This window comes from Paraburkholderia silvatlantica (assembly GCF_003096715.1).
Classification (GTDB): Bacteria; Pseudomonadota; Gammaproteobacteria; order Burkholderiales; family Burkholderiaceae; genus Paraburkholderia; species Paraburkholderia silvatlantica.
In genome coordinates this window covers 124,598-146,062 of the sequence record NZ_QEOL01000010.1, presented here as the reverse complement: position 1 = coordinate 146,062, position 21,465 = coordinate 124,598, and the positions used below count along the sequence as shown (strand labels likewise).

The following is a 21,465-nucleotide window of genomic DNA, read 5'->3' as shown; positions in this document are numbered from 1 at the left end:
AGGAAAACGAAGTATGAATACGAAAATAAAGGTCATGCTTACCCTGTCCGCAGCTTCAGTCCTGACGAGCGTGGCGCATGCGCAGTCGAGCGTGACGTTATACGGCATTATCGATGGGGGATTAACGTTCACCACCAATCAGAAAGGCGGTCAAACCTGGCAGATGATGAGTGGCATTACCCAAGGCTCCCGATGGGGATTGCGCGGCAGCGAGGATTTGGGCAACGGGTTGCACGCGGTCTTCGTGCTGGAGAGCGGCTATTCAATCGCAAACGGCACATTGGGGCAGGGTGGCCTCGCGTTCGGCCGGCAGGCCTACGTCGGGCTTGCCAGTGATCGTTATGGCAGTGTGACTCTTGGCCGGCAGTATGAGGAAATGGTCGAACAGATTTCACCCGTTACCACAGACCAGTGGAGTGTTCTCTTCGAGCATCCCGGCGACAACGACAACACCAACCGTGGGTTCCGCGTGAACAATACCGTCAAGTACACGAGCCCAACGCTGGGAGGCGCCCAGTTCACCGCTCTGTACGCCCCTGGCGGTCAGCCGGGATCCATTGCCTCCGATAGTGTGTGGAGCCTTGGGGCGCATTACCAGCAGGGTGGTCTTTATGCTGGCGCCGCGTTCACGCACGTTGATCATCCCAGCGCCCTCGCGAGCGGCACCTTCTGGACAACGTCGAATAGTGCCACTGGCAGCTATGCACTCGCGGCTGACGCTTATGAAGTTTTTGGCGTTGGTGCGAGTTATGCGGTCGGCGCCGCCAAGGTGGGTGGGGCATTCACCCAGTCGACCTTCAAGGGGGGATTCGAAGGTGAGAATGTGCGTTTCCAGAACTACGAGCTGAACGCCTCATACCGCTTTACGCCTGCGTTGCTGCTGGGCGGCGCATTTGTCTACACGAACGGATTGGCAGACGCAGGCGGTATCCATCCACGTTACGAACAGGTAAATCTGATCCTCGACTATGCGCTGTCCAAACGGACCGATGTGTATATGATGGGCGCCGGGCAGCGGGCACTTGGCTCTGCCAAGTTTGCTCAAGTCAGCCAGTTTCTCTCGGCTTCTACCACCAATGAGCAGGCAACCATCGCCATCGGCATGCGCCATCGCTTTTGACGAGACCGGGCTTGGCTAAGGCAAACCAGCCACTGTAATGCATGAATGCGGCACCGACGTTAACTCCCGACTCATTGACGTCTGCCGCGTCCAGGTACTTGGAAATCGGCGCGGCGCTATTTGGAGAGCTTGTCGAGGTAATGTTGTGCCGCTCGGATGACGTGCCGCTCTGCCAGCAGGGCGGCCAGTGCGGCGTCGCCCGACTGGACGGCACGCAAAATGGCCGCGTGTTCTTCCCACGTCTGCCGGATCTCGTCTTGCGTCGCATTCACGAATAGCATCCGCGTTCGATCACGCAAGGTTCGCATCAGATCCGCGAGCATCGTATTGGCGCCGGCTGCGTAAAGAAGGTCGTGAAATCTGGCATTGAGCTCTAGCAGTTTCTCCGTTTCTCCGGCTGCCACCTTCGCGTTGCCTTCGGCCAGCACATCGGTGACCTTGCGGGCGAGCTCCGGTGTGCAATGCTCAGCGGCCAGCCGAGCGTTCAGTCCTTCAAGCGTGGCCCGGATCTGCACCATCTCGCGGGCAGACGCGGGGTCAAGCGATGCAACGACTGCTCCGAGGCGAGGCCGCACTTCCACCAGACCCTCCGCGGCAAGGGCGCGCAACGCTTCCCGCACAGGCACACGTGACACGTTCAGTTCTTCAGCGATACGGCCTTCGATCAGGCGCGCGCCTGGACCATACGCCCCCGTGGTAATGGAGTCCCTGATACGTGCTGTTACCAGTTCGGAGAGCTGGCGGTGAAGGATGGGACTGGAACTAGACGGCTCGCGAGAGTCTGCCGTCGTGCCTGAAATTTCCGACCGGATACTCATAGGTATTTTTTACACTCGTCGATGCGGGTTGGCGTGCGAACCACGCTCATAAAGGATTTTAGCGCACTCCCGGTTTTTTGTAGACGGTACACAGTGACGGAGGGGCGGAGGCCCTGTCCATTGGCGGCTTTCGGGACATTGCCAGCGGTTTTTCGGGTAAGTCGTATACCAAAAGGGGGCTATAGAGCCCCTCGGCCCCAGACACCCCGAAAAAGAATTTATGATTCCCCGGAACGGGTCACAGTCGCGATGAAATGCAGAATCTCCCGTCCAAGGTATTCCTCGCCGGAATTGAAGTGCGCAACGATCGAGGTATGGTTGTGCCCCCGCATCTGGATGAAGCGTGGCGGGACACCGCGATGGCGTAGGGCTTCGAGAAAGAACTGCGCGCCATACTCGTCGAGGTAGGGGTTTTCAAATTCGGCTACGGCGATCATCAGCGGCGTGGTTGACCGCTCCACATGTGTCAGCGGCGATCGTGCAGGGTAGAGTTCCTCGTCGTCGCCGAAGTAGGTCCGCACGGGATTCGCGTTTGGATTGCCCGCGCGAACATCAGCGACAAGCCGTGCGCTGATCAATACGAGTCCAGCGACGGGCGGTGGCAGCGAGTTGTCCGTGACGGCAGGATCGAACAGGCAGGTGGCGGCATGCGCACCTCCTGCCGAATGACCGACCACGAAGATGCGACCGGGATCGATATTGAAACTGTTTGCATTCTCATGGACGTACGCCAGGGCGCAACTGACATCCTCGGCCCCTCCAGGATACGGCGCGGCGCCGGCAAGCCGGTACTCGACATTGATGGCGGCCAGCCCCTGAGATGCGAACCAATAGCAGACGTTGTCGTATATCTCTCCGTTGACGCTCTTGTTCCCTCGAACAAAGGCGCCGCCGTGCACGAATACGATTGCATCCAGTTTTCGGGTTGCCGTCGAGCCGCGTCCTTCTGCCTGATTCTCGGCGGGCAGAAATATATCGAGCAAGTGACGCTCGTGCGGACCGTAGCGCACGTCGCGTTCAACCACGATTCCATCCTTAGGCGCGCTGGCAACGAGCGGGGTATAGCAATCGATGACTGTCTGCCGGTGGCCGAGAATATCCTCTCCCCAGCGGGGCCCAATATCCAGCAGCAGGCGACGCTGGTTCTCGGGTAGAGAGCCCAGTGGCTCGAGGGTCAACTTCGATGTCACCATGATATGCCAACGTCCCCATTGACGAATGTTTGGCAGGCCATACGGTAGCCTGCCGCGATTTCGGCTGCGCTAAGGTGGCGCCTTTCCTTGTCTTTCACGGCATCGGTATTCTCAATGCCCTGTTCTACCCTGCACTTGCACGTTCCACAAAGGCCGCCACCGCATTTGAAAGGGATTCCACCTTTTTCGCGCAGGGAAACACGAAGCAGATTGCTATTGGCAGGAGCGCTGACGCACTTGTTGCCGTTTGTAAGGAAAGTGATCTGGATCATTCAGAGAGCCTGTATATTCAATCAATTGAATCGTTGCGAAAGGTCACGGCGCGGGCATGTCCAAACGCCTCAGCAATTGCGCTTCGGAGTTGCGTTTGCCGACGAGGACATGGAGTGCCTCAAGGGCAGTGTCGCGGTCGCAGAACTTTTCGAGAAACCGGACTGGCATGTCATTGACGACCAGGTCGTCAGATTCGTCGACGACGCGAATTCGCGCCTCACCATAAAGAGTCGCGATAACGAAGGTGGCGAGGTGGCGCCCGCAATACACATAGTCCCAGGCCTCGGTCGGAGTGAGCTTGCCGGTAGCTTCGGTCCGGTATTGCCCCGGTTTGCTGGTGAGAATTACGTAGCTGACCGGCTTGATTGTGATCTCGTTCATGTTGTCTCCATGTCCGCTTGTTCGAGCTCGATGTCGTGCTCGATCCAGAGTTGGCAGGCGAGACGATAGCCTTGTTCAAGTCGCTCGCCGAGCTGCTTCTTTTCCTTCCAGTTGGGCGGCGGAAGATGTTCGCCGCCGGCGCGGACGACGCATGCGCATTTGGAGCACTTCCCCATGCCGCACTCGTACCGCAGATGCGGGAAGGGAAACTGCTTGATCCCGGCGCGGACGACCAGGTTGGTGTGTTCCTTGACTTCGTCCCGGTAGGTCTGTCCGTCCCGGTGAAATGTGACCATAGGCATTACTGTCTCTTCCTTTCCATCTGATGAGTCCCGGACCTTCGGCGCATGACATTGCAGCGCCACTTCTCTCAGGTCGTTGGTACATTGTATACTTTTATCGCAGAACGCGCGATGAATTCGCTATCATTGAGCGTGTCCGCGCGGTTCTCGAGATTTTCGCCGAATCCAGCGCCAGCGGGGATATACAGGAATTAGGCGGATGCTGATCCGGGTAAACGCTAAAAGTTTTAAGTATACAGTATTCTTATGTTTGTTCTATTCTATGTCCACTGTCTGCTGTTCGGGCCACAGGCCACGCACTGCGGACGTCGTTCCCACCAAGATCAGGAGCAGAGAAATGGCCGAATTGTTGAATCGAGACGATTTCCGTAAGGCGCTTGAAGAAGCGATCAAGGGCAAGAGCGCCAACAAGGCGCCGTTCAGCATCGCGTGGGCGAGCGGCAAGCTCACCCGCGCGCACCTCGCCCGCTGGGCGGAGAACCACTATCACTATGTGGGTCCGTTCGCCGACTACCTTGGCTATCTTTACGCGCGAACTCCCGATCACATGACTGAGGCCAAGGATTTTCTGCTGGCCAACATGTACGAGGAAGAAATCGGCGGCGATCGCCATACCGACCTGCTGATCCGCTTTGCCGAGGCGTGCGGTACGACGCGTGAGCGCGTGATCAATCCCGACAACATGTCGCCGACCACGCGTGGCCTGCAGGCCTGGTGCTATTCGGTTGCCATGCGAGAGGATCCGGTCGTCGCCGTTGCTGCGCTCGTAGTCGGTCTCGAATCGCAGGTGCCGTCCATCTACCGCAAGCAGACGCCGACGCTGCGCGAGAAGTACCAGTTCACGGACGAGGAGGTGGAATTCTTCGACCTGCACATCGTGTCGGATGAGATCCACGGCGAACGTGGCTACCAGATTGTGCTCGAGAACGCGAACACGGTGGAACTCCAGCAGCGCTGTCTAAAGATCTGCGAAATCGGCGCGCAGATGCGCCTGCTCTACACGACGGCGCTTTATTACGACTATGTCGAGAAGGAAATCCCGCTGCCGGAACTCGGACTCGCCGCCTGAACCTGTCGGGACCGGATGCTACGGCCCGGTTGTTCTGTTCGTACGGCGGCAGTGAAGTTGCCGCCGCGTAAAAGAGGATGTGTGATGAACGAATCCGCAACTGTATTCAAGAACCTGATCGCGGGAGAGTGGACCGACAGCGTCAGCGGGCAGACCTTCGCGAATATCAATCCGGCCGATACGCGCGATGTCGTCGGTCAATTTCAGGCGTCGGTGGTCGCGGATGCGCAGGCGGCGATTCAGGCCGCGTCGGCGGCCTTCCCGCAATGGCGCCGCACGTCGGTCACAGCGCGGGCAAAGATCGTCAACAAGGCGGCGGACTGGCTCGAGGGACACGTGGATGCGTTCGCGCAGGAACTGACGCGCGAAGAGGGCAAGCCACTCGCGCAAAGCCGGGACGAAATTCTCCGCTCCGCCCAGGTACTGCGTTTTTACGCGGTCGAAACGCAGTCATTTACCGGGGAGACGTTTCCGAGCGACGACCCGGACCAGCATGTATTCACGCAGCGCGAGCCGCTGGGCGTGGTTACTGTCATCACGCCGTGGAACTTCCCGATTTCAATTCCGGCCCGCAAGATAGCGCCTGCGCTGATGGCCGGGAACACGGTGATTTTCAAGCCGTCGTCAGACGCTCCGTTGATCGGCTACCGGCTGGCGGAAGCGTTCGCTCACGCGGGTATTCCCGCTGGCGTGCTCAACTTCATCACCGGGCGTGCGTCGGATGTCGGTGCTGCGATCACTGAGTCGCCGGTCGTGCGTGCGATCTCTTTCACCGGGTCAACGGCCGCAGGTGAACATATCCACCGGTCCGTGCCGATCACCACGCGCACGCAGATGGAGCTAGGCGGCAAGAATCCGCTGATTGTGATGGAGGACGCGGATCTTGACCGCGCTGTGGATCTCGCAGTCAAGGGCGGGCTGTCGTTGAGTGGACAAGCTTGTACCGGCACGAGCCGGATCCTCGTGATGGAGTCGGTGCGCGAAACATTCACGGCCAGGCTTGTTGAACGGGTGAAGAATCTCAAGATCGGCAGTGGCCTGACTCCCGGCATGGATCTTGGTCCTCTGGCTAACCGCAAGCAGCTTGAGACCGTGCTCGGATATGTCGCGTCCGGCAAGGAACAGTCGACACATCTGGTCGGAGGCGAGCAACTGACGGGCGAGAGCTTCGAGCATGGCTACTACGTCACGCCCGCGGTATTCACGGATGTTCCGGAAAGCGCGCGCATTTACCGCGAGGAAATCTTCGGGCCCGTGCTCGCCATCGTCTCCGTGTCGAGCTACGACGATGCGATCGCCAAGGCGAACGATACGGAGTACGGCCTGTCAGCCGCTATCGCCACCTCAAATCCACGCTACATGCACCGGTTCGCCGACGAGATCGAAGCGGGTACTGTCAAGATCAACCGTACTACCACCGGCAATGTGATCAATGCGCCGTTTGGTGGCCTGAAGCGGTCGAGCACGTCCACGTTCCGGGAATCGGGACGTGCCGGGCTCGAGTTCTACACCCAGATCAAGACCGTCTACCGCGGGCTGTGATCTGGTACCTCGAACGGTGGTTCGCTGCGGCGACAACCAATTCAAATCGGAAAATGCATCATGAAGAGCTCTTTCAAGCTTGAGCTGGCCGAGGCGCGTGCGATGGCGCGCGCAGCACTGGAGAAAGCCAACGCGATCAACGTAGCCGAGACGGTCTGCATTGTGGATGACGGTGGATATCCAATCGTCCTGGAGAGGTTGGACGACGCACGCATCACAGGGCCGCAGATCGCATGGAACAAGGCGTTCACGGCAGCAGGCCATAAGCGCTCGACCCATCTCTTTACCAAGGCTCCAAATGGCCCTGCGCTGCCGGGCAACGAGGCGTTTGGCATTCAGCTGAGTTTCGAGGGCCGCTTTGCTGCTTTTGTCGGTGGCTTTCCGATCGTGGTTGACGATCGGGTGATTGGCGGAGTGGGGCTGAGCGGCGGTAATGGCGAGCAGGATACGCAGTGCGGCCTGGCGGCCCTGCAGGCGTTGCACGATCTGCTTTCAGCCAGCGGACATCGTGTCCTTGTAGACGCCGACATCAAGAAGTAATTTCGTCTGCCGCCCAGTGGCAGGCTGCTCCATTGTTTCGTTAGAGATTGCAAGATGGTCTATCAGATAGAAATAGCGGGGACCGGTGAGCGATTCGAGGCCCGTGCCGACGAGTCGCTGCTGCAGGCCGCGACGAGTGCGGGGATTGCAATTCCTCACGATTGCCAACTGGGCGGATGCGGAACGTGTCGTGTGAAGGTTGTCAGCGGAACGCACGAATATGAAGAGTTCCCGTTCGGCATCTCGCAGGAGGAGGCCGATGCCGGCTTCATGCTTGCCTGCCAGGCGCGGGCAAGCAGCGACATGGTAATCGCTGCGGTGCACGTGGGAGGGGATGCCTCGGCGCCGGCGGAGATCGAAGCGCGTGTGGTCGACGTCAGCCAGTTGGGGCCGGACGTTCGACGCCTGGCGATCGAGCTGCCTGAGCAGGTGAAACTGACGTTCAATCCCGGACAGTACATGAACGTCCTGCTGGGCGACGGCGAACGCAGGAGCTTTTCGATGGCTTCGGCGACTGCCGGGCCTGTGCTTGATTTTCATATCCGGCGGGTTCCGGGCGGCCGGTTTACCGACAACATGCTGTCGTCCCTGAAGGCCGGGGACCGGCTGGACGTGGAACTGCCACTGGGCAGCTTCCGCTTTCACGCGGAGGACTATCGTCCGCTTCTGATGGTCGTGACGGGAACCGGGCTGGCGCCGGTCAAGGCGATCCTGGAGTCGCTCATGGATGATCCGGACTGCCCTCCAGTGTGGCTCTACTGGGGCGCACGCACCGAGGCGGACCTCTATCTGCACGACGAGATCCAGCAATGGGGCGCGCGTCTCTATGAGTTCCAGTATGTTCCGGTGCTCTCCCGTCCCGGCAATGGGTGGGCGGGAAGACAGGGCTACGTGCAACACGCGGTCTGCGAGGATTTTGCGGACCTGTCCGAACATTCTGTTTATCTGTGCGGCTCTCCGGCGATGATCAACGATGCCCGGCGTCACTTTCTCGAGAAAGGGGCGAGCATCAATCATCTGTACGCGGACAGTTTCACTTTTCAGCACGACGCCGAGGCGCTCGCGAACACCCGGGCGTGAACGTTGCTAACAGGTGATTGCTTCACGCGCGCCGTGATTGCTGGCGCGCACCTGGCTACTTCGAGCGTCGCCCAAACAAAACGTAGTGGTGAACGAAGTGCGGTTGTCCGCCACGCATATTCCGGCTGAAAAAGGTAGGCTTCATGATTCATTTGACGGATGCGCAGATCGACGAACTGATCAACATCGACGATGCGATCCCGGCACTGGAGCGGGGATTTCGAGGGCTCGCCAGCGGCGACGCGGCCGTGCAGAGACGGGTCCGCACCGAGGCGGGCGGCGTAAAACTCTCGACGTTGGGCGCGGTGGTGCCGGAGTTGGGTGTTGCCGGCGCTAAAGTCTATTCGACGCTATCCGGACAATTCAACTTCTCGATTGTTCTGTTCTCGACAGTCGACGGCAGTCTGCTGGCGACGCTGGAGGCGAATTCGATCACGCGTCTTCGCACGGCTGCGACGACGGTGGTGGCCGTCCGCGCGCTTGCGCGAAAACAGGCGACTACCGCGGCCATTTTCGGCACCGGAGTCCAGGGACGGGCGCACGCGCTGGCATTGGCCACACATACGGATCTCAGATCATTTCGTATCGTCGGGCTGGAGGGAACGCAGGAGCTTGCGGCTGAGGTCAATGCCGTGGGCGCGTCGCGTGGTGTCAAGTCCGTCGTTGCCGATCCAGCGGACGCGGTCCCTGGCGCCGATGTCGTCGTGACGGCGACCCGCGCGACGGGCGCGCTGTTCGACGGGACAACGGTGACCGAAGGCACGCTCGTCGCTGCCATTGGCTCGAGCCTGCCTCATACGCGCGAACTCGATGACGCGCTGATCGCGCGTGCTTCGCGAATCGTCGTCGAGTTGCGAGATCAGGCGCGCGAGGAGGCGGGCGACCTGGTTCTCGCGAAACCGGGCACGTTCAACTGGGCGGATACAGTCGAGCTCGGCGACGTTCTCGCCGGACGTGCGAAAGGGCGGGTTCGCGACGACGACGTTATCGTCTACAAGGCCGTGGGCATCGGGTTACAGGATATTGTTCTGGCGGGGATCGCATGGGAGAAGCACGTGAGCCGCAACACGGTCAGATTGCGGGGAGCGCTGCAGGGGCCGCAATGAGCATGACTCGTGGCAGCGTCCGGGAGGACGGCGTATCGACCGGTCAAAGTATCCGGTCGTTCCGGCAGTCACTGCTTGCGATGCTGGGACTATCGAGCGTGGTCATGATGGTCGCGATCGACCAGACGGTGGTCGGCACGGCTTTGCCGTCTATCGTCGCAGATCTGCGTCGCTTCGATCTGTATGAGTGGGTCGCTACCTCCTACCTGCTGACTTCGGTGATTACCGTGCCGATTTTCGGGCGCCTCGGAGACTGGCTAGGAAGAAAGCCTCTCATCGTCATTGCGATCGTACTCTTCACCGTCGCGTCCGCGCTGTGCGGTTTTGCGCAGACGATGCCGATGCTGATTGCGTGCCGGGCATTGCAAGGGATAGGCGGCGGCATGCTGGTCGGAACCTGCTTTGCCTCCATACCTGACCTCTTTCCCGATCCGGTGGTGCGGCTGCGCTGGCAGGTCCTGTTCTCGAGCGCCTTTGGTCTGGCCAATGCCATCGGGCCGTCGCTCGGCGGCTTTCTGAGCCAGCATCATGGGTGGCGCTCCGCGTTTCTCGTCAACATACCGGTTGGCGTTGTGAGTCTTTATCTTGCAGCGAGGCATCTGCCGCATATCCGGCATGTCAGGTTCGAACGGTTGAACGCGGACTGGCAGGGCGCATGCCTGGTTACAGTCGCGCTGGGCTCGCTTCAGCTCCTCGTCGAGGCAGTCGGTGGCGCAAACGCGCATGCGGGGCTGTACGCAGCGGTGGCCGTGCTGTCGATGGGATTGCTCGTGCGGCAAGAGCGGCGCGCGCTCAATCCGGTTATTCCGCCCGGTTTGCTGAAGGATCGCGCGACAGTCGTGCTGCTCGTGCTGTCGCTGCTGATGGGCGTCGCGATGTTCGTGCTGCTCTTTTATGTGCCGCTGCTGTTGCAGGGCGGTCTGGGTCTCGACGCCGGCAAGGCCGGCATCGTCGTCACACCGATGGTCGTCTGCATCACGGTGGGCACCATTACCAATACCCGCATCGTGACCCGGCTGGAGAAGCCGAACCTCTTGCTGTATTTCGGCTTTGGCCTTCTGGGCGTGTCCTGCGCGGCTATTGCTTCTGTCGGTGCCAGCAGCGCGAGCGTGCCGTTCATCGCCGCGATGGTGATGGCAGGCGTCGGAATCGGATTCGTGATGCCCAACCTGACCGTATTCGTGCAGCAGGTCGCGGGGAAAACGCGCCTCGGCATCGCCACGGCGCTGATCCAGTCGGCGCGGATGGTGGGGGGCATGCTGGGTACGGCCGTGGCGGGGACGACGGCGCGCCATCTGTATAGATCAGGGCTCGAGCGTGTCTTGACGGCGCAGACATCTGCGTTGCCGGAGCATTGGATCGTTGCGTTGCAGGATCCGCAAACGCTCATGTCGACGCAGGCAGCGGCACACTTCGCCGCGCAGGTCGATCGCGCGGGCCTCGATGGCGCGGCGGTGCTGGCGTCGGCGCGTGTGGCGCTCGTACATGCGCTCCAAACGTCGCTGTTCGGAGTCGCGATGCTGATGGCCGTGGCATGTGCGGTTGTATGGCTGCTACCGTTGATTCCCATTACCTCGATGGCGGTAGCGAAGCATCGGGGAGCACCGGAATAATGGCGATGGAGAGAACGCGGCCAGGTCATCGCTGCGGGTATTTCTTCAGGCCAGAACGGGAACGAGGGAACTCAGTGCTTGGCGCAGAAGCTCGTCGTACGCTCTTTTTCGAGCGTACCGCCAGCGCAAGTGGGAAACGAAAGGACGAGAGCCGGCCAGCGTCCGTGTTCGGGTCGCTGTTCCAGTGCGTGTCCTAAGAGAAGGAACCACGCCAGTCCACCGGTTGGCGAAGCGTCGCGGCGCCGCCTCCGTTTATTGGCAGCTTGCGCTATTGGCCAGAGGCGAAGCGATCCGTTGCGCGGTTATGCCGGATTTATGTGCGCCCCATTGGCAACCGCTGCAGAGAAATGTTTCCGGGGCGGACACACGCGCGTCCCGGTACCGTCCGCGAGGAGAAGTCGCGGACGGACATGTTCTAACGACGCGCTCACGAATAAGTCAGCACCAATCCATTGTATCTGGAGGCATGATGGCAGCCGGGAAGAAAGTAGCACCGCTTGGTAATTATCCCGCGGTGAAGATTTTTGGAAATCTGATCTTTGTTTCAGGTATCAGTGCGCGCCTGCCCGACAACAGCATCGCGGGAGTAGAGCAGATTGACGGACAGATAAAGACTGATGCGGCAATACAAACCAAAGTCGTTCTCGACAAACTGGACGCATTGCTCCAGGAATATGGCTCGGGCTTCGACAAGTGCCTTGATGTGACCGCCTTTCTAACCGATATGGCCGACTTCCCGGCATTTAACCGGATCTATGCGGAACATTTCCAGATTGAAACGGGGCCAGCCCGTACGACGATCGCGGTTCAGGCACTACCGAAGCCCGGGATGGTTGTTGAATTGAAGGTCATTGCCGCTCGTCCGTAAATCGGTGGGAGTGAATTGGAGCGCGTGCTCGTCGAGCACGTTCTGCAATGGCTCCATGAAATAGCTCGGCGCAAGGAAAGTAGAAGAGATGCCGGATGCCGCGACGATCTCGTGCCGCTCCGCCCGGAATCATACGAGCGCCTCAGTGCACCATGGATTGGGCCCCGCGAACTTTTCGATCATGAAATCGCGAAAGCAACGGATGGCAGGACTCAGATTCCGTCGCGACTGATACGTCAGGCATATTGGATCCGCCTCCGACTCCTCGTATTCACCCAACAGCCGAAGCAACTTTCCGGCGCGCAGATCCCCGGCCACGTGATACTCGGATAACCGCACGATGCCGAGTCCCTGACGGGCCAGGGCCAGCATCCTCTCGCCCTGGTTTGTACCAAGGGGTCCTCCTTTCACCCGGTGCCCGCCCGCTAGTCCACGAAGCGCCCAGATATTCCATTCGTCGCGGCTCGTGAAATTCAGGCACGTGACCCGCTACCGAGGATTGGTGAAGAACACCGCGCAGATCACGATACTGTTTGCGCTGGGCAACCTCTGGATGGCGCGCAAGGCTTTAAGCAAAGCGTGAAACGCCCGGGGCATCAGGCAGTCAGTCTCGGCAAACGAAGGCCCTCATGCTTCAAAAGTCGGGCGGCCAACCTGATAGCAGGCGCTGCAGCCAATACGCCCGACGTGAGAAAAGATCGGCTCTGAGAACGTGTTGTGCAGACCTTCCCTAATCAAGCACGGTGCGTGGCATCTGCGGTCGCATGGGCGGCAACGGTGACAACGGATGAGATGGAAGCCGATTTTAAAGCGCCCGCCTGCGTAGCAGGCGGGCGCGGGACGGACATTCGCTTGAACATTACACGAAATGCAATAGTTCATTTTATGCGGCGGATATTTCATTTCATGCGGCGGCTCACACCGCAACTGTAGGCTACACCATAAAATGAAATTATGTTTTCAATAAAATCAATGACGTACGATGGGACCATTCACCATAAATTGAAATCAACCGACCGCATAAAGTGAAATATTCACCGCATTTTTCCCCATAAAGTGAAATTTCCTCCAAAACGGGCGCAAAGCCTTACCCAGTAAGGCGCGGCGATTTCGGAATAACCGAACCGCGCTGTGAGTATTGCATGTGGTGCAAGCTTTTGCTCGCCGTAGGAGTGCCGGAAAATCGAATCTATCTACGCCGGTTCAGGTGCACGAACGTCTCCAGCATCGTCGCTGCTTCAATGCTCCGATGAAAGAGGTCGCGGTCGACGCCGGCGTTCCTGGCGATGACGCTCTTGTTTGGCCTGCCGCAACATGTGGGAAGCGACTCGCCGCTCTGTTTCAACTGTTCCAGGTAGCTCCGCAATCGGGCTACGGGGCGATCCGTGAAGTCGCCTGCAGCTAGGCGTATGGATCGTGCCCGGTGAGTATGGCTGACCGCACCAAGCTCATGACGGCGCGGCACGTTTGACATCGCCAAGTGAACCAGAAACGGAAGAGTGCGAGCGGTTCGACGCGGTTGCGTGGCGACTCGGCGCAACTTTGGCTCGAAACCAAATATCCGACGCCTTGGATCGCTACCTTCTCCACAACTAAGACTCGTCCGATTTGAATGCGAACAGGATCAGGCGAATGGCCAAGCCGTTGACTAATAGCGCATCTTTCGAGTCACCGGCGATCGAAACTCTGAAGGCAACATGTGGCCACCATCGAGATGGATGGGAGCCGCTTCACGTTCAGTGTGGAATTGACGTCTAACGCTAGCGTCGTGATCTGAGCGCCGCTCCCGGCCAGTATCGAACAATAGGCTTCCGATATCCAACGCCGCCGTGACTTGTTCCAGGTATCGTTCAGGCTCTGGTTGCGCATCGAAACGCGCCCGTCACTTGCCTGAAAAACGTCATGATTCAATCTGCAGAAGCAGGCGCGTCATTGCTGAAACCGCGCCTCGGTGTCGACATAGGCGGCACGTTCACGGACTTCGTGCTCGAAGCCGGCGGCCACCGTACTACCCATAAACGCCTCACCACGCCCGATGCGCCCGAGCGCGCAGTGCTCGAAGGCATCGCCCATTTGCTGCGCGAGAGCGGCGTCGCCGCTGCCGATCTCGGCGCGATTATTCACGGCACGACGCTTGCCACGAATGCGGTCATCGAGCGGCGTGGCGCGCGCACGGCGCTGCTCACCACAGAAGGTTTCCGCGACGTCATCGAAACTGGCTTTGAGGCGCGCGCCGATCACTACGATCTGCGCGTGCGACAACCCGAGCCACTGATTGACCGCGACCTGCGTTTCACGATTGCCGGCCGGATGAGCGCTCAAGGCGAAGAACTGCAGGCGCTTGATATGAGGGCGCTGGGGGCGATTGCGCAGTCGCTCGACGCTCGCTCGATTGAAAGCATCGCCATCGGCTTCATGCATGGCTATCGCAACCCCTGCCACGAGCAGCAGGCAGCGCGCTGGCTCGCGCGGCGGCTGCCCCGGCTGTCGATCAGCCTGTCGTCTGACGTGTCGCCGGAAGTTCGTGAATTCGAGCGCTTCTCGACCACCGTCGTGAATGCATATGTCCGTCCATTGATGCAGTCCTATCTGGAGAGACTCGCGGACGCGCTTGCCAGTATGTTGATTCGCGCGCCGCTTTTGCTGATGACGTCCGACGGCAGTCTGTGCGATGTCGAAACCGCCTGCCGTCTACCCGTACGGCTGCTCGAATCGGGCCCGGCGGGCGGCGCACTGATGGCCGCGCAGGTGAGCGAGACACTGGGCCTGTCGCAGGTGTTGTCGCTCGACATCGGCGGCACCACGGCGAAGCTGTGTTTCATCGACGACGGCCGCCCGCATATGTCGCGCTCACTCGAAGTGGCGCGGCTTTATCGCTTCAAACCGGGCAGTGGCATTCCGCTGCGCATTCCGGTGGTCGAGTTGTGCGAGATCGGCGCTGGCGGTGGCTCGATTGCGCGCGTCGATTCGCTCGGCCGCGTGCAGGTGGGGCCGGTGAGCGCAGGCTCGGTGCCTGGCCCTGCATGCTATGGCCAGGGCGGCGAGCGCCCCACGCTCACCGATGCGCATCTGTTCGCAGGCCGGCTCGATCCCGCCTGGTTCGCCGCCGGCACGCTCGCGCTCGATCAGGATGCCGCGCGCCGTGCGCTGGAGGCGGACATCGCCGGGCCACTCAACGTCGACGCGGATGCCGCTGCCTACGCCGTCAGCGAAATCGCCGACGAGGCCATGGCCTGCGCGGCGCGCGAACATGCGATCGAACTCGGCAAGTCGGTCGCGGGCCGCACATTGATTGCGTTCGGCGGCTCGGCGCCGCTCCATGCGGCGCGGCTAGCGGACAAACTGGGTATTGGTCGTGTGGTGATTCCCACTGCGGCGGGCGTCGGTTCCGCGTTTGGCTTTCTGCTCGCACCGGTGGCGTTCGACGCTGTCCGGAGCCGTATCGAGCCGCTCGCACAGGTCGACGTCGCTGCGATCAATGCGCTGCTCGATACGCTAGAAGCAGAGGCCGCGACGATCGTCGGCAAGGTCGTGCCAGTTGGCATGTGCAGCGCCAAAGTCACCGTATCGATGCGATATCGCGGTCAGGGTCATGAATTGCAGGTCGCGCTGGGCGCCGCGCGGCTCGACGCCGGTGCACATGCGTTGTTGCGCGAACGGTTTGAAGCAGCGTATCTGGCTCGCTTCGGGCGGCTTGTGCCGCGCGCGCCGATTGAAATGCTCGGCTGGAGCATGCGCCTCAGCGCGCCGCGCCGCACAGCATTGCCCAGTCACGCAAGTGCGAAGCGAACGCCCGATGCATCGAGCGCCACAGCCGCAACCGAACCCACTCCCACCGCTGAACGCCTCGTGCTCGACCAGTCGCTGCGCGAGCGTGTCGCCTCGCGCTTCTATCGTCGCGACGACCTCGCGCGGGGCGCGTTTGTGCGCGGCCCGGCCGTTATCGTTGATCGCGAGACGACAGTGAGCGTACCGCCCAATTTCAGCGCACGCGTCGATGCGACCGGCCATCTGTTGCTCGAACGCCAAGCCACCGTGAAGGAAAGCGTATGAACGCACCGCGCGACATCGGGCAGGACATGCTCGACCCTATCCGTTTGCAAGTGATCTGGAACCGGCTCATCGCTGTCGTGGAAGAGCAGGCGCGGCTGCTGATGCGCACCGCGTTCAGCCCGACCGTGCGCGAAGCCGGCGACCTGTCCGCCGGCGTATTCGACTCGCGCGCGCGTCTGGTCGCGCAGGCGGTCACCGGCACGCCGGGCCACGTCAATTCGATGGCGGCTGCCGTCGGCCATTTCGTGCAGGTGTTTCCGGTCGACACGATGCGTCCCGGCGACCATTTCATCACCAACGATCCGTGGCTCGCATCGGGTCACTTGCATGACGTGACAGTCGTCTCGCCGGTATTTCGCGGCGAACACGTCATCGGCTTTTTCGCGTGCACGTGCCATCAGGTCGATATCGGCGGGATCGGACAAGGGCCGGACGGCCGCTCGGTTTTCGAGGAGGGGCTGTGCATTCCACGTCTACCGCTAGCCCGCGCGGGCGTCATCAACAGCGACCTGATCGAGATCATTCGCGCGAACGTGCGCACGCCTGACGAAGTAGAAGGCGACATCCTCTCGTATGTCAGTGCCAACGAGGCGAGCGCAGCGCGCCTCGTGGCGATGCTCGACGAGTTCGGCCAGACTGACATGGTTCACGTGTCCGACGCGATAATCGACTGTTCGCGCGCAGCAATGCAGCAGGCTATCGCAAAGCTGCCGGAAGGGCGTTATCCGTACGCGATGCGGATCGACGGATTTGACACACCGGTCGATCTCGTCGCGACACTCGAGGTGCGCAACGGTCGGGTCGGCGTCGATTTCGCCGGAACTTCCCCCACCAGCCATCGCGGCATCAACGTCGTGCTGAACTATACGCGCGCGTATGCAGCGTTCGGTGTACGCGCGGCGGTCGCGCCGGAGGTGCCGAACAACGCGGGCTCACTGGAGCCGCTCGACATCACCGCACCGGAAGGTTCGATCCTCAACGTGCAGCGTCCGTGGCCGGTGTGCGCGCGTCACATCATCGGGCAGTTCCTGCCGGACGTCGTATTCGGTGCGTTGGCGGGCGTGCTGCCTGAACGCGTGCCAGCCGAAGGCGCGTCGTGCGTATGGGGCGCGCAACTCCGCGGCGGCGCGGCGGCGTGGATGGCGGCAGGCGAGGCGTTACCGGATGCGACCGCGCTGGATCAGCCGCGCGCGTTCGAGACGCTCTTTTTCAATAGTGGCGGTTCGGGCGCCCGCGCCGGCGACGACGGCATGTCGGGCACCGCGTTTCCGAGCGGCGTGCGGGCGATTGCCTGCGAGATCGTCGAATCCATGTATCCGGTCGTGATCTGGCGCAAGGAATTGCGGCCCGATAGCGGCGGCCCTGGACGCTGGCGCGGCGGGCTCGGCCAACGCCTTGAAATCGCCAGCGTGGATGGCGCGCCGTTCCAGTTCTTCGGCATGTACGACCGCATCGTCCACGCGGCACGTGGCCGCGACGGCGGCGGTCCCGGCGCGCCCGGCGCGGTCACGCTCGACGATGGCACGCCGATGGCCGCGATGGGACTGCAAACCGTGCCGCGCGGGCGGCGCCTGTGTCTGGACTTGCCAGGCGGCGCGGGTATCGGCGCCGCGCACGAGCGCGAGCGGGAAAAGGTCGCGCGAGATGTGCGACTCGGATATGTCAGCGAACACCTCGCCGCAAACGCCTACGGTTTGCGCTGAGGCACTGCGGACGGGCGGTGACGCCTACGCGCGTGCAGCAGGCCAGGCAATCGGGTGCATAACGTAGGCAATCCGCTCTTTTTCAGATGTGGAACCGCAGGCGCTGTTGCACGGGCGCCATGCGATTATTGGCGGCGCGGGTGGGCTCGCTAGAATCGAAGATATCCTGTACAACGTTGCGACCGCGCCGCCGCTCTCATGGACCGACTTCCCCCGTTGCCTGCTCTTTCGGCCGCCGCCAGGCCTAAGCAGCCGACGAGCGAGCCGGGCGACGACGCGCGCTGCGGGCTGTTTCGTACCGCGCTGGCGCAACCAGGTGCATCGCTCACCGAAGCATACCGCCGCCTGCACGACGATCCGCGCTGTGTCCGCGCCCCTGCCATGGGGCTGTACGGCCGCAGCGTTGAGGTGCCGGGCGACGTCGACGAAGGCACGTGGAAGATGATCTCGATTCGGGACGAGATTTTCGTAGCGGTGTCCGAGTGTGACCACGCGTGCGCCCGCACGGAAAGCGTGCCGCCCGAAGGTTTCGTCGAGTTCCACTACCTCGTGACCGGTCCCGCCAGCGTCGGCGTGGGTGGCGGCCAGGATGGCGACTCCGTGCAGGTCGGGGCGCCAAACTTCATTCTCTGCTACCAGGGCGCGGGGCTGCGCTATCAGATCACCTGTCCGCAAGGACCGCGTCGCGCGCTGGGCCTGTACGTGTCGTCGCGCTATTTCGCGCGGCTCATCGAGGCACTCGGCGTGGAAGGCGAAACGATCCGCGCGCGCCTCGCCGCCGTTAAGGACGACGAACTCTATAACGTCCAGATGCGCCTCGCGTTGGACGCGGTGCAAGCCATTGAACAACTACTCGCCAGCCCGCATGAAGGTGTGCGCGACCTGCTGTTCGTCGAGGCGAAATGCACGGAGATCCTGTACGCAAGCGTGGGCGCATGGATCGACAGTTTGCGCGACGGCGCGCAGGATGTGATCCTGTCCTCGCGCGACCTGATGCTAATGGAACGTGCTCGCACGCTGATCGACGCGGACTTGCAGAAGAACATGACCATTCCCGATCTTGCGCGCGCGGTGGGCACCAACGCGTCGAAGCTCAAGCGCGCATTCAAGTTGCTGCATGGCGTGACGGTCTTTGAGTACAGCCTGCGCGGTCGCATGCAGGAGGCGCTGCGATTGCTGGTGGACGAACGGCAATCGGTGGGGCAGGTGGCGGCGGCGGTTGGATACCAGCATCAAACGAGCTTTACGACCTCGTTCCGCGACTTTTACGGCTTCGCGCCGAAAGACGCGCGGCAGTTGCGCGGCTCGGAGCGCACCAGGGGCACCGACTAACCCTGTCGACTGACCCACCCGACTACCTCAGCCGCCCAGTCTGCGAAGGCGACTCGCCGAAGCGTTCCTTGTAACTCTGCGCGAAGCGGCCGAAGTGGGTGAAGCCACAGTCCAGTGCAATGTGCGCAATCCGTACTTCCGCCGACGTCGCCAGAATGGTCTCTCGCGCGCGCTCCAACCGGACCTGCCGCAGATACTGCATCGGGCTGGTCTGGCGAAAGCGCATGAAGCCGTCGCATAGCGTGCGTACCGGCACGCCGGCCGCTTCGGCGAGATCGGCCAGTTGCATCGGCGAGCCGAGGCTAGCGATCATTAGGTCTTCCGCGCGGCGCACGAAGCCGGGCGTTGCCGTTTTACGCGGCGAGGATGAAAACGAGGCGTCCCACTCGGTGGAGCCCGCCGCGAGCAGATTGACCAGCAGCGATTCGACATGTTCGCCTACGTGGGCGTTGCCGCACGCACTGGCCAGCAGATCCGGCGAACTGGCAATCAGCTTCAACTGCTCTTGCCAGGCGCGCATCGCGCCGCTCGCAAAATGCATCAGTGCGCCGTTGCGTTCGGTACCGAGCGCGACGTCTGCCGGTAGCGCGACGGGATCGATGCGCAGCACGAGCTGCTCGCATTGTGGCGAAAGTTTCGCGCTGAACGGCTCGCCAGGCGCGCGGATCACGCCCTGCCTGTCGTCGACATGAATGGTGCGGCCGGAGGCCTTGACCTCTGCATAGCCGGACACGCAGAACATCAGCAGGTAATAGCCGTCCACCGCTTCGACATCTACCTGCATGCCGCTGCCGAAGCCGATCGTACCAATGCCAAGCCGGCCGAGCTTCACGAAATCCATGTGGGAATGGCCGCCGCCGTCGCCGAACGGCACGAGCGAATGCGGCTGCATCACGCGGGAGATCAGTTCGCGCGTCTCGTCCAGGTCTTTCGACTCGAACAGGCGATGGTCTCGGAGCGCATGGGGGCGGAAGTCGGTACGGCTCATGACGGAAAGATAAGAGACCTCGTGCTGCGCGAAACGGACTTCGTTCAAAAAGCTGCCTGAATCGGACAGTTCACCAGGCAACTGCCAGAAGCGGATAGCCCCGCCATTTTGGATCTCCAAAAATAATTCAACAGACGTCAAAAAAGCAAGTCTGCCAACGGCGGTTCCCTCATACAGGCAGCACCCAGCAATCTAGCGGAGTCATCAGCATGGAAATAGCCGAAACGCCCGTTCGTATAGTCAAGGACATGGAGTCCGATCATGTCGTGTTTCCGCACGACGACGGCTCGCGCGTACCGTACAAGGTATTCAGCTCGCAAGCGGTGTACGAGCGCGAGCAGGAACGGATTTATCGCGGCCCGACGTGGAATTTCGTCGCACTCGAAGCGGAGATTCCGAATGCGGGCGACTTCAAGAGCACCTTCGTGGGCGACACGCCGGTTGTCGTCACGCGCGGCGACGATGGCTCGCTCTCGGCGTGGGTGAATCGCTGCGCGCACCGTGGCGCGTCGGTGTGTCGCCAGGCGCGCGGCAACGCCACCTCGCATACCTGCGTGTACCACCAGTGGAGCTTCGATAACAGCGGCAACTTGCTGGGCGTGCCGTTCCGCCGCGGGCAGAAAGGCATGAGCGGGATGCCGGCCGACTTCGATCCTAAGAACCACAGCCTGCGCAAGCTGCGTGTGGACAGTTATCGCGGTGTTGTGTTCGCGACGTTCAGCGACGAAGTCGCGCCATTGCCCGAGTATCTCGGCGCGGAAATGCGGCCGTGGATCGACCGCATCTTTCACAAGCCGATCGAATACCTCGGCTGCACGCGTCAGTATTCGAAGTCGAACTGGAAGCTGTACTTCGAGAACGTGAAAGACCCGTATCACGCGAGCATGCTTCATCTGTTCCATACGACCTTCAACATCTTCCGTGTCGGCATGAAAGCGCGTTCCATTCCGGACGCGACACACGGCCTGCATAGCATCATCACGGTCACCAAGACGGGCGAGGACACCTCGGCGGCTTACAAGCAGCAGAACATCCGTTCCATGGACGAAGGCTTCTCGCTCGAAGACGACACGGTGCTTGGTCATATTTCCGAGTACGAAGAAGACACGACCAACCATATCCAGCCGATCTTCCCGCAGCTCGTGATCCAGCAGATCCACAACACGCTGGTGGCGCGCCAGTTGTTGCCGAAAGACCCGAACAATTTCGAGCTGATTTTCCACTTTTTCGGCTACGCGGACGACACGCCGGAACTGCGGGCGCTGCGCATCAAGCAGGCAAATCTGGTGGGACCGGCGGGGTATATCTCCATGGAAGATACCGAGGCGACTGAACTCGTTCAACGCGGCACGATCCGCGACGGCGATGCGACTTCGGTGATCGAAATGTCGCGCGGCAACCCGGAGCAGCAGGACACGGTGATCACTGAAAGTCTGATCCGCCGCTTCTGGGTCGGGTATCAGAAATTGATGGGCTATTGAGCA

At 61.2% G+C, this 21,465-nt stretch carries 19 protein-coding genes and 1 pseudogene; 13 read left to right on the top strand and 7 right to left on the bottom strand.

Annotated features, from left to right (window positions below; translation table 11 throughout):
• The first annotated feature begins 13 nt into the window (after window positions 1–13).
• Window positions 14–1,120 carry a porin gene (locus C7411_RS15630; protein WP_243413177.1) on the top strand — a complete coding sequence of 369 codons (1,107 nt, stop codon included), beginning with the start codon at window positions 14–16 and terminating at the stop codon, window positions 1,118–1,120.
• 116 nt (window positions 1,121–1,236) lie between these two features.
• Here the strand turns inward: C7411_RS15630 and C7411_RS15625 are convergent, their stop codons facing one another.
• From C7411_RS15625 to C7411_RS15605, 5 genes are all read right to left on the bottom strand, one after another.
• Window positions 1,237–1,938 (bottom strand): GntR family transcriptional regulator, encoded by a 702-nt coding sequence (locus C7411_RS15625; protein ID WP_110385173.1) that lies wholly within the window; start codon window positions 1,936–1,938, stop codon window positions 1,237–1,239.
• 218 nt (window positions 1,939–2,156) lie between these two features.
• A complete protein-coding gene (locus C7411_RS15620; RefSeq protein ID WP_110385172.1) occupies window positions 2,157–3,131 on the bottom strand; it encodes an alpha/beta hydrolase in 975 nt (324 codons plus the stop codon).
• On the bottom strand, window positions 3,125–3,403 hold the full coding sequence (locus C7411_RS15615; protein ID WP_110385171.1) for a 2Fe-2S iron-sulfur cluster-binding protein: 279 nt from the start codon (window positions 3,401–3,403) through the stop codon (window positions 3,125–3,127). The genes C7411_RS15620 and C7411_RS15615 overlap by 7 nt, the downstream gene beginning before the upstream one ends.
• Window positions 3,404–3,446: 43 nt before the next feature.
• Window positions 3,447–3,785 (bottom strand): hypothetical protein, encoded by a 339-nt coding sequence (locus C7411_RS15610; RefSeq protein ID WP_110385170.1) that lies wholly within the window; start codon window positions 3,783–3,785, stop codon window positions 3,447–3,449.
• Window positions 3,782–4,087: a 2Fe-2S iron-sulfur cluster-binding protein gene (locus C7411_RS15605; RefSeq protein ID WP_110385169.1), complete on the bottom strand. Its 306-nt coding sequence runs from the start codon at window positions 4,085–4,087 to the stop codon at window positions 3,782–3,784. The genes C7411_RS15610 and C7411_RS15605 overlap by 4 nt, the downstream gene beginning before the upstream one ends.
• A gap of 337 nt (window positions 4,088–4,424) precedes the next feature.
• Here C7411_RS15605 and C7411_RS15600 point away from each other — a divergent pair, with 337 nt between their 5' ends.
• The 7 genes from C7411_RS15600 (at window position 4,425) to C7411_RS15570 (ending at window position 11,905) form a co-directional block, all read left to right on the top strand.
• The gene (locus C7411_RS15600) at window positions 4,425–5,156 is read left to right on the top strand and encodes an iron-containing redox enzyme family protein (protein WP_110385168.1); all 732 of its coding nucleotides are present in this window, start codon (window positions 4,425–4,427) and stop codon (window positions 5,154–5,156) included.
• An 84-nt stretch (window positions 5,157–5,240) separates the two neighbouring features.
• Window positions 5,241–6,698 carry an aldehyde dehydrogenase family protein gene (locus C7411_RS15595; protein ID WP_110385167.1) on the top strand — a complete coding sequence of 486 codons (1,458 nt, stop codon included), beginning with the start codon at window positions 5,241–5,243 and terminating at the stop codon, window positions 6,696–6,698.
• Window positions 6,699–6,758: 60 nt separating this feature from the next.
• Window positions 6,759–7,238: a GlcG/HbpS family heme-binding protein gene (locus C7411_RS15590; protein ID WP_110385166.1), complete on the top strand. Its 480-nt coding sequence runs from the start codon at window positions 6,759–6,761 to the stop codon at window positions 7,236–7,238.
• Between the two features lie 54 nt (window positions 7,239–7,292).
• Window positions 7,293–8,318, top strand: a complete 1,026-nt coding sequence (locus C7411_RS15585; protein ID WP_110385165.1) for a 2Fe-2S iron-sulfur cluster-binding protein — start codon at window positions 7,293–7,295, stop codon at window positions 8,316–8,318.
• A 143-nt stretch (window positions 8,319–8,461) separates the two neighbouring features.
• Window positions 8,462–9,424 (top strand): ornithine cyclodeaminase family protein, encoded by a 963-nt coding sequence (locus tag C7411_RS15580; RefSeq protein ID WP_110385164.1) that lies wholly within the window; start codon window positions 8,462–8,464, stop codon window positions 9,422–9,424.
• The gene (locus tag C7411_RS15575) at window positions 9,421–11,037 is read left to right on the top strand and encodes an MFS transporter (protein WP_110385163.1); all 1,617 of its coding nucleotides are present in this window, start codon (window positions 9,421–9,423) and stop codon (window positions 11,035–11,037) included. The genes C7411_RS15580 and C7411_RS15575 overlap by 4 nt, the downstream gene beginning before the upstream one ends.
• A 466-nt stretch (window positions 11,038–11,503) precedes the next feature.
• Window positions 11,504–11,905, top strand: coding sequence for a RidA family protein (locus tag C7411_RS15570; RefSeq protein ID WP_207786533.1), 402 nt, complete (start codon window positions 11,504–11,506; stop codon window positions 11,903–11,905).
• Window positions 11,906–12,034: 129 nt separating this feature from the next.
• On the opposite strand, the gene C7411_RS38910 is transcribed toward C7411_RS15570, so the two are convergent.
• Entirely contained in the window at window positions 12,035–12,352 is a 318-nt protein-coding gene (locus C7411_RS38910; RefSeq protein WP_423802797.1) for a LysR substrate-binding domain-containing protein, read from the bottom strand.
• 31 nt (window positions 12,353–12,383) lie between these two features.
• Here C7411_RS38910 and C7411_RS38160 point away from each other — a divergent pair.
• From C7411_RS38160 to C7411_RS15550, 4 genes and pseudogenes are all read left to right on the top strand, one after another.
• Window positions 12,384–12,488, top strand: a pseudogene (locus tag C7411_RS38160) (IS5/IS1182 family transposase); the annotation flags it as partial.
• 1,319 nt (window positions 12,489–13,807) lie between these two features.
• On the top strand, window positions 13,808–15,958 hold the full coding sequence (locus C7411_RS15560) for a hydantoinase/oxoprolinase family protein (RefSeq protein ID WP_110385161.1): 2,151 nt from the start codon (window positions 13,808–13,810) through the stop codon (window positions 15,956–15,958).
• Entirely contained in the window at window positions 15,955–17,661 is a 1,707-nt protein-coding gene (locus C7411_RS15555) for a hydantoinase B/oxoprolinase family protein (protein ID WP_110385160.1), read from the top strand. Before C7411_RS15560 ends, C7411_RS15555 begins: the two co-directional genes overlap by 4 nt.
• Before the next feature lie 198 nt (window positions 17,662–17,859).
• Window positions 17,860–18,993: a helix-turn-helix transcriptional regulator gene (locus C7411_RS15550; RefSeq protein ID WP_110385159.1), complete on the top strand. Its 1,134-nt coding sequence runs from the start codon at window positions 17,860–17,862 to the stop codon at window positions 18,991–18,993.
• 22 nt (window positions 18,994–19,015) lie between these two features.
• On the opposite strand, the gene andR is transcribed toward C7411_RS15550, so the two are convergent.
• The gene (gene andR / locus C7411_RS15545) at window positions 19,016–19,981 is read right to left on the bottom strand and encodes an anthranilate 1,2-dioxygenase regulatory protein AndR (RefSeq protein WP_110385246.1); all 966 of its coding nucleotides are present in this window, start codon (window positions 19,979–19,981) and stop codon (window positions 19,016–19,018) included.
• 209 nt (window positions 19,982–20,190) lie between these two features.
• Here andR and andAc point away from each other — a divergent pair, with 209 nt between their 5' ends.
• On the top strand, window positions 20,191–21,462 hold the full coding sequence (andAc, locus tag C7411_RS15540) for an anthranilate 1,2-dioxygenase large subunit AndAc (protein ID WP_110385158.1): 1,272 nt from the start codon (window positions 20,191–20,193) through the stop codon (window positions 21,460–21,462).
• The last annotated feature ends 3 nt before the right edge of the window (window positions 21,463–21,465 follow it).

What these genes read in the sequence shown, in the direction of transcription:
- C7411_RS15630 (WP_243413177.1), top strand. Translation starts at nt 14, where the DNA reads ATGAATACGAAAATAAAGGTCATGCTTACCCTGTCCGCAGCTTCAGTC.
- C7411_RS15625 (WP_110385173.1), bottom strand. Translation starts at nt 1,938, where the DNA reads ATGAGTATCCGGTCGGAAATTTCAGGCACGACGGCAGACTCTCGCGAG.
- C7411_RS15620 (WP_110385172.1), bottom strand. Translation starts at nt 3,131, where the DNA reads ATGGTGACATCGAAGTTGACCCTCGAGCCACTGGGCTCTCTACCCGAG.
- C7411_RS15615 (WP_110385171.1), bottom strand. Translation starts at nt 3,403, where the DNA reads ATGATCCAGATCACTTTCCTTACAAACGGCAACAAGTGCGTCAGCGCT.
- C7411_RS15610 (WP_110385170.1), bottom strand. Translation starts at nt 3,785, where the DNA reads ATGAACGAGATCACAATCAAGCCGGTCAGCTACGTAATTCTCACCAGC.
- C7411_RS15605 (WP_110385169.1), bottom strand. Translation starts at nt 4,087, where the DNA reads ATGCCTATGGTCACATTTCACCGGGACGGACAGACCTACCGGGACGAA.
- C7411_RS15600 (WP_110385168.1), top strand. Translation starts at nt 4,425, where the DNA reads ATGGCCGAATTGTTGAATCGAGACGATTTCCGTAAGGCGCTTGAAGAA.
- C7411_RS15595 (WP_110385167.1), top strand. Translation starts at nt 5,241, where the DNA reads ATGAACGAATCCGCAACTGTATTCAAGAACCTGATCGCGGGAGAGTGG.
- C7411_RS15590 (WP_110385166.1), top strand. Translation starts at nt 6,759, where the DNA reads ATGAAGAGCTCTTTCAAGCTTGAGCTGGCCGAGGCGCGTGCGATGGCG.
- C7411_RS15585 (WP_110385165.1), top strand. Translation starts at nt 7,293, where the DNA reads ATGGTCTATCAGATAGAAATAGCGGGGACCGGTGAGCGATTCGAGGCC.
- C7411_RS15580 (WP_110385164.1), top strand. Translation starts at nt 8,462, where the DNA reads ATGATTCATTTGACGGATGCGCAGATCGACGAACTGATCAACATCGAC.
- C7411_RS15575 (WP_110385163.1), top strand. Translation starts at nt 9,421, where the DNA reads ATGAGCATGACTCGTGGCAGCGTCCGGGAGGACGGCGTATCGACCGGT.
- C7411_RS15570 (WP_207786533.1), top strand. Translation starts at nt 11,504, where the DNA reads ATGATGGCAGCCGGGAAGAAAGTAGCACCGCTTGGTAATTATCCCGCG.
- C7411_RS15560 (WP_110385161.1), top strand. Translation starts at nt 13,808, where the DNA reads ATGATTCAATCTGCAGAAGCAGGCGCGTCATTGCTGAAACCGCGCCTC.
- C7411_RS15555 (WP_110385160.1), top strand. Translation starts at nt 15,955, where the DNA reads ATGAACGCACCGCGCGACATCGGGCAGGACATGCTCGACCCTATCCGT.
- C7411_RS15550 (WP_110385159.1), top strand. Translation starts at nt 17,860, where the DNA reads ATGGACCGACTTCCCCCGTTGCCTGCTCTTTCGGCCGCCGCCAGGCCT.
- andR (WP_110385246.1), bottom strand. Translation starts at nt 19,981, where the DNA reads ATGAGCCGTACCGACTTCCGCCCCCATGCGCTCCGAGACCATCGCCTG.
- andAc (WP_110385158.1), top strand. Translation starts at nt 20,191, where the DNA reads ATGGAAATAGCCGAAACGCCCGTTCGTATAGTCAAGGACATGGAGTCC.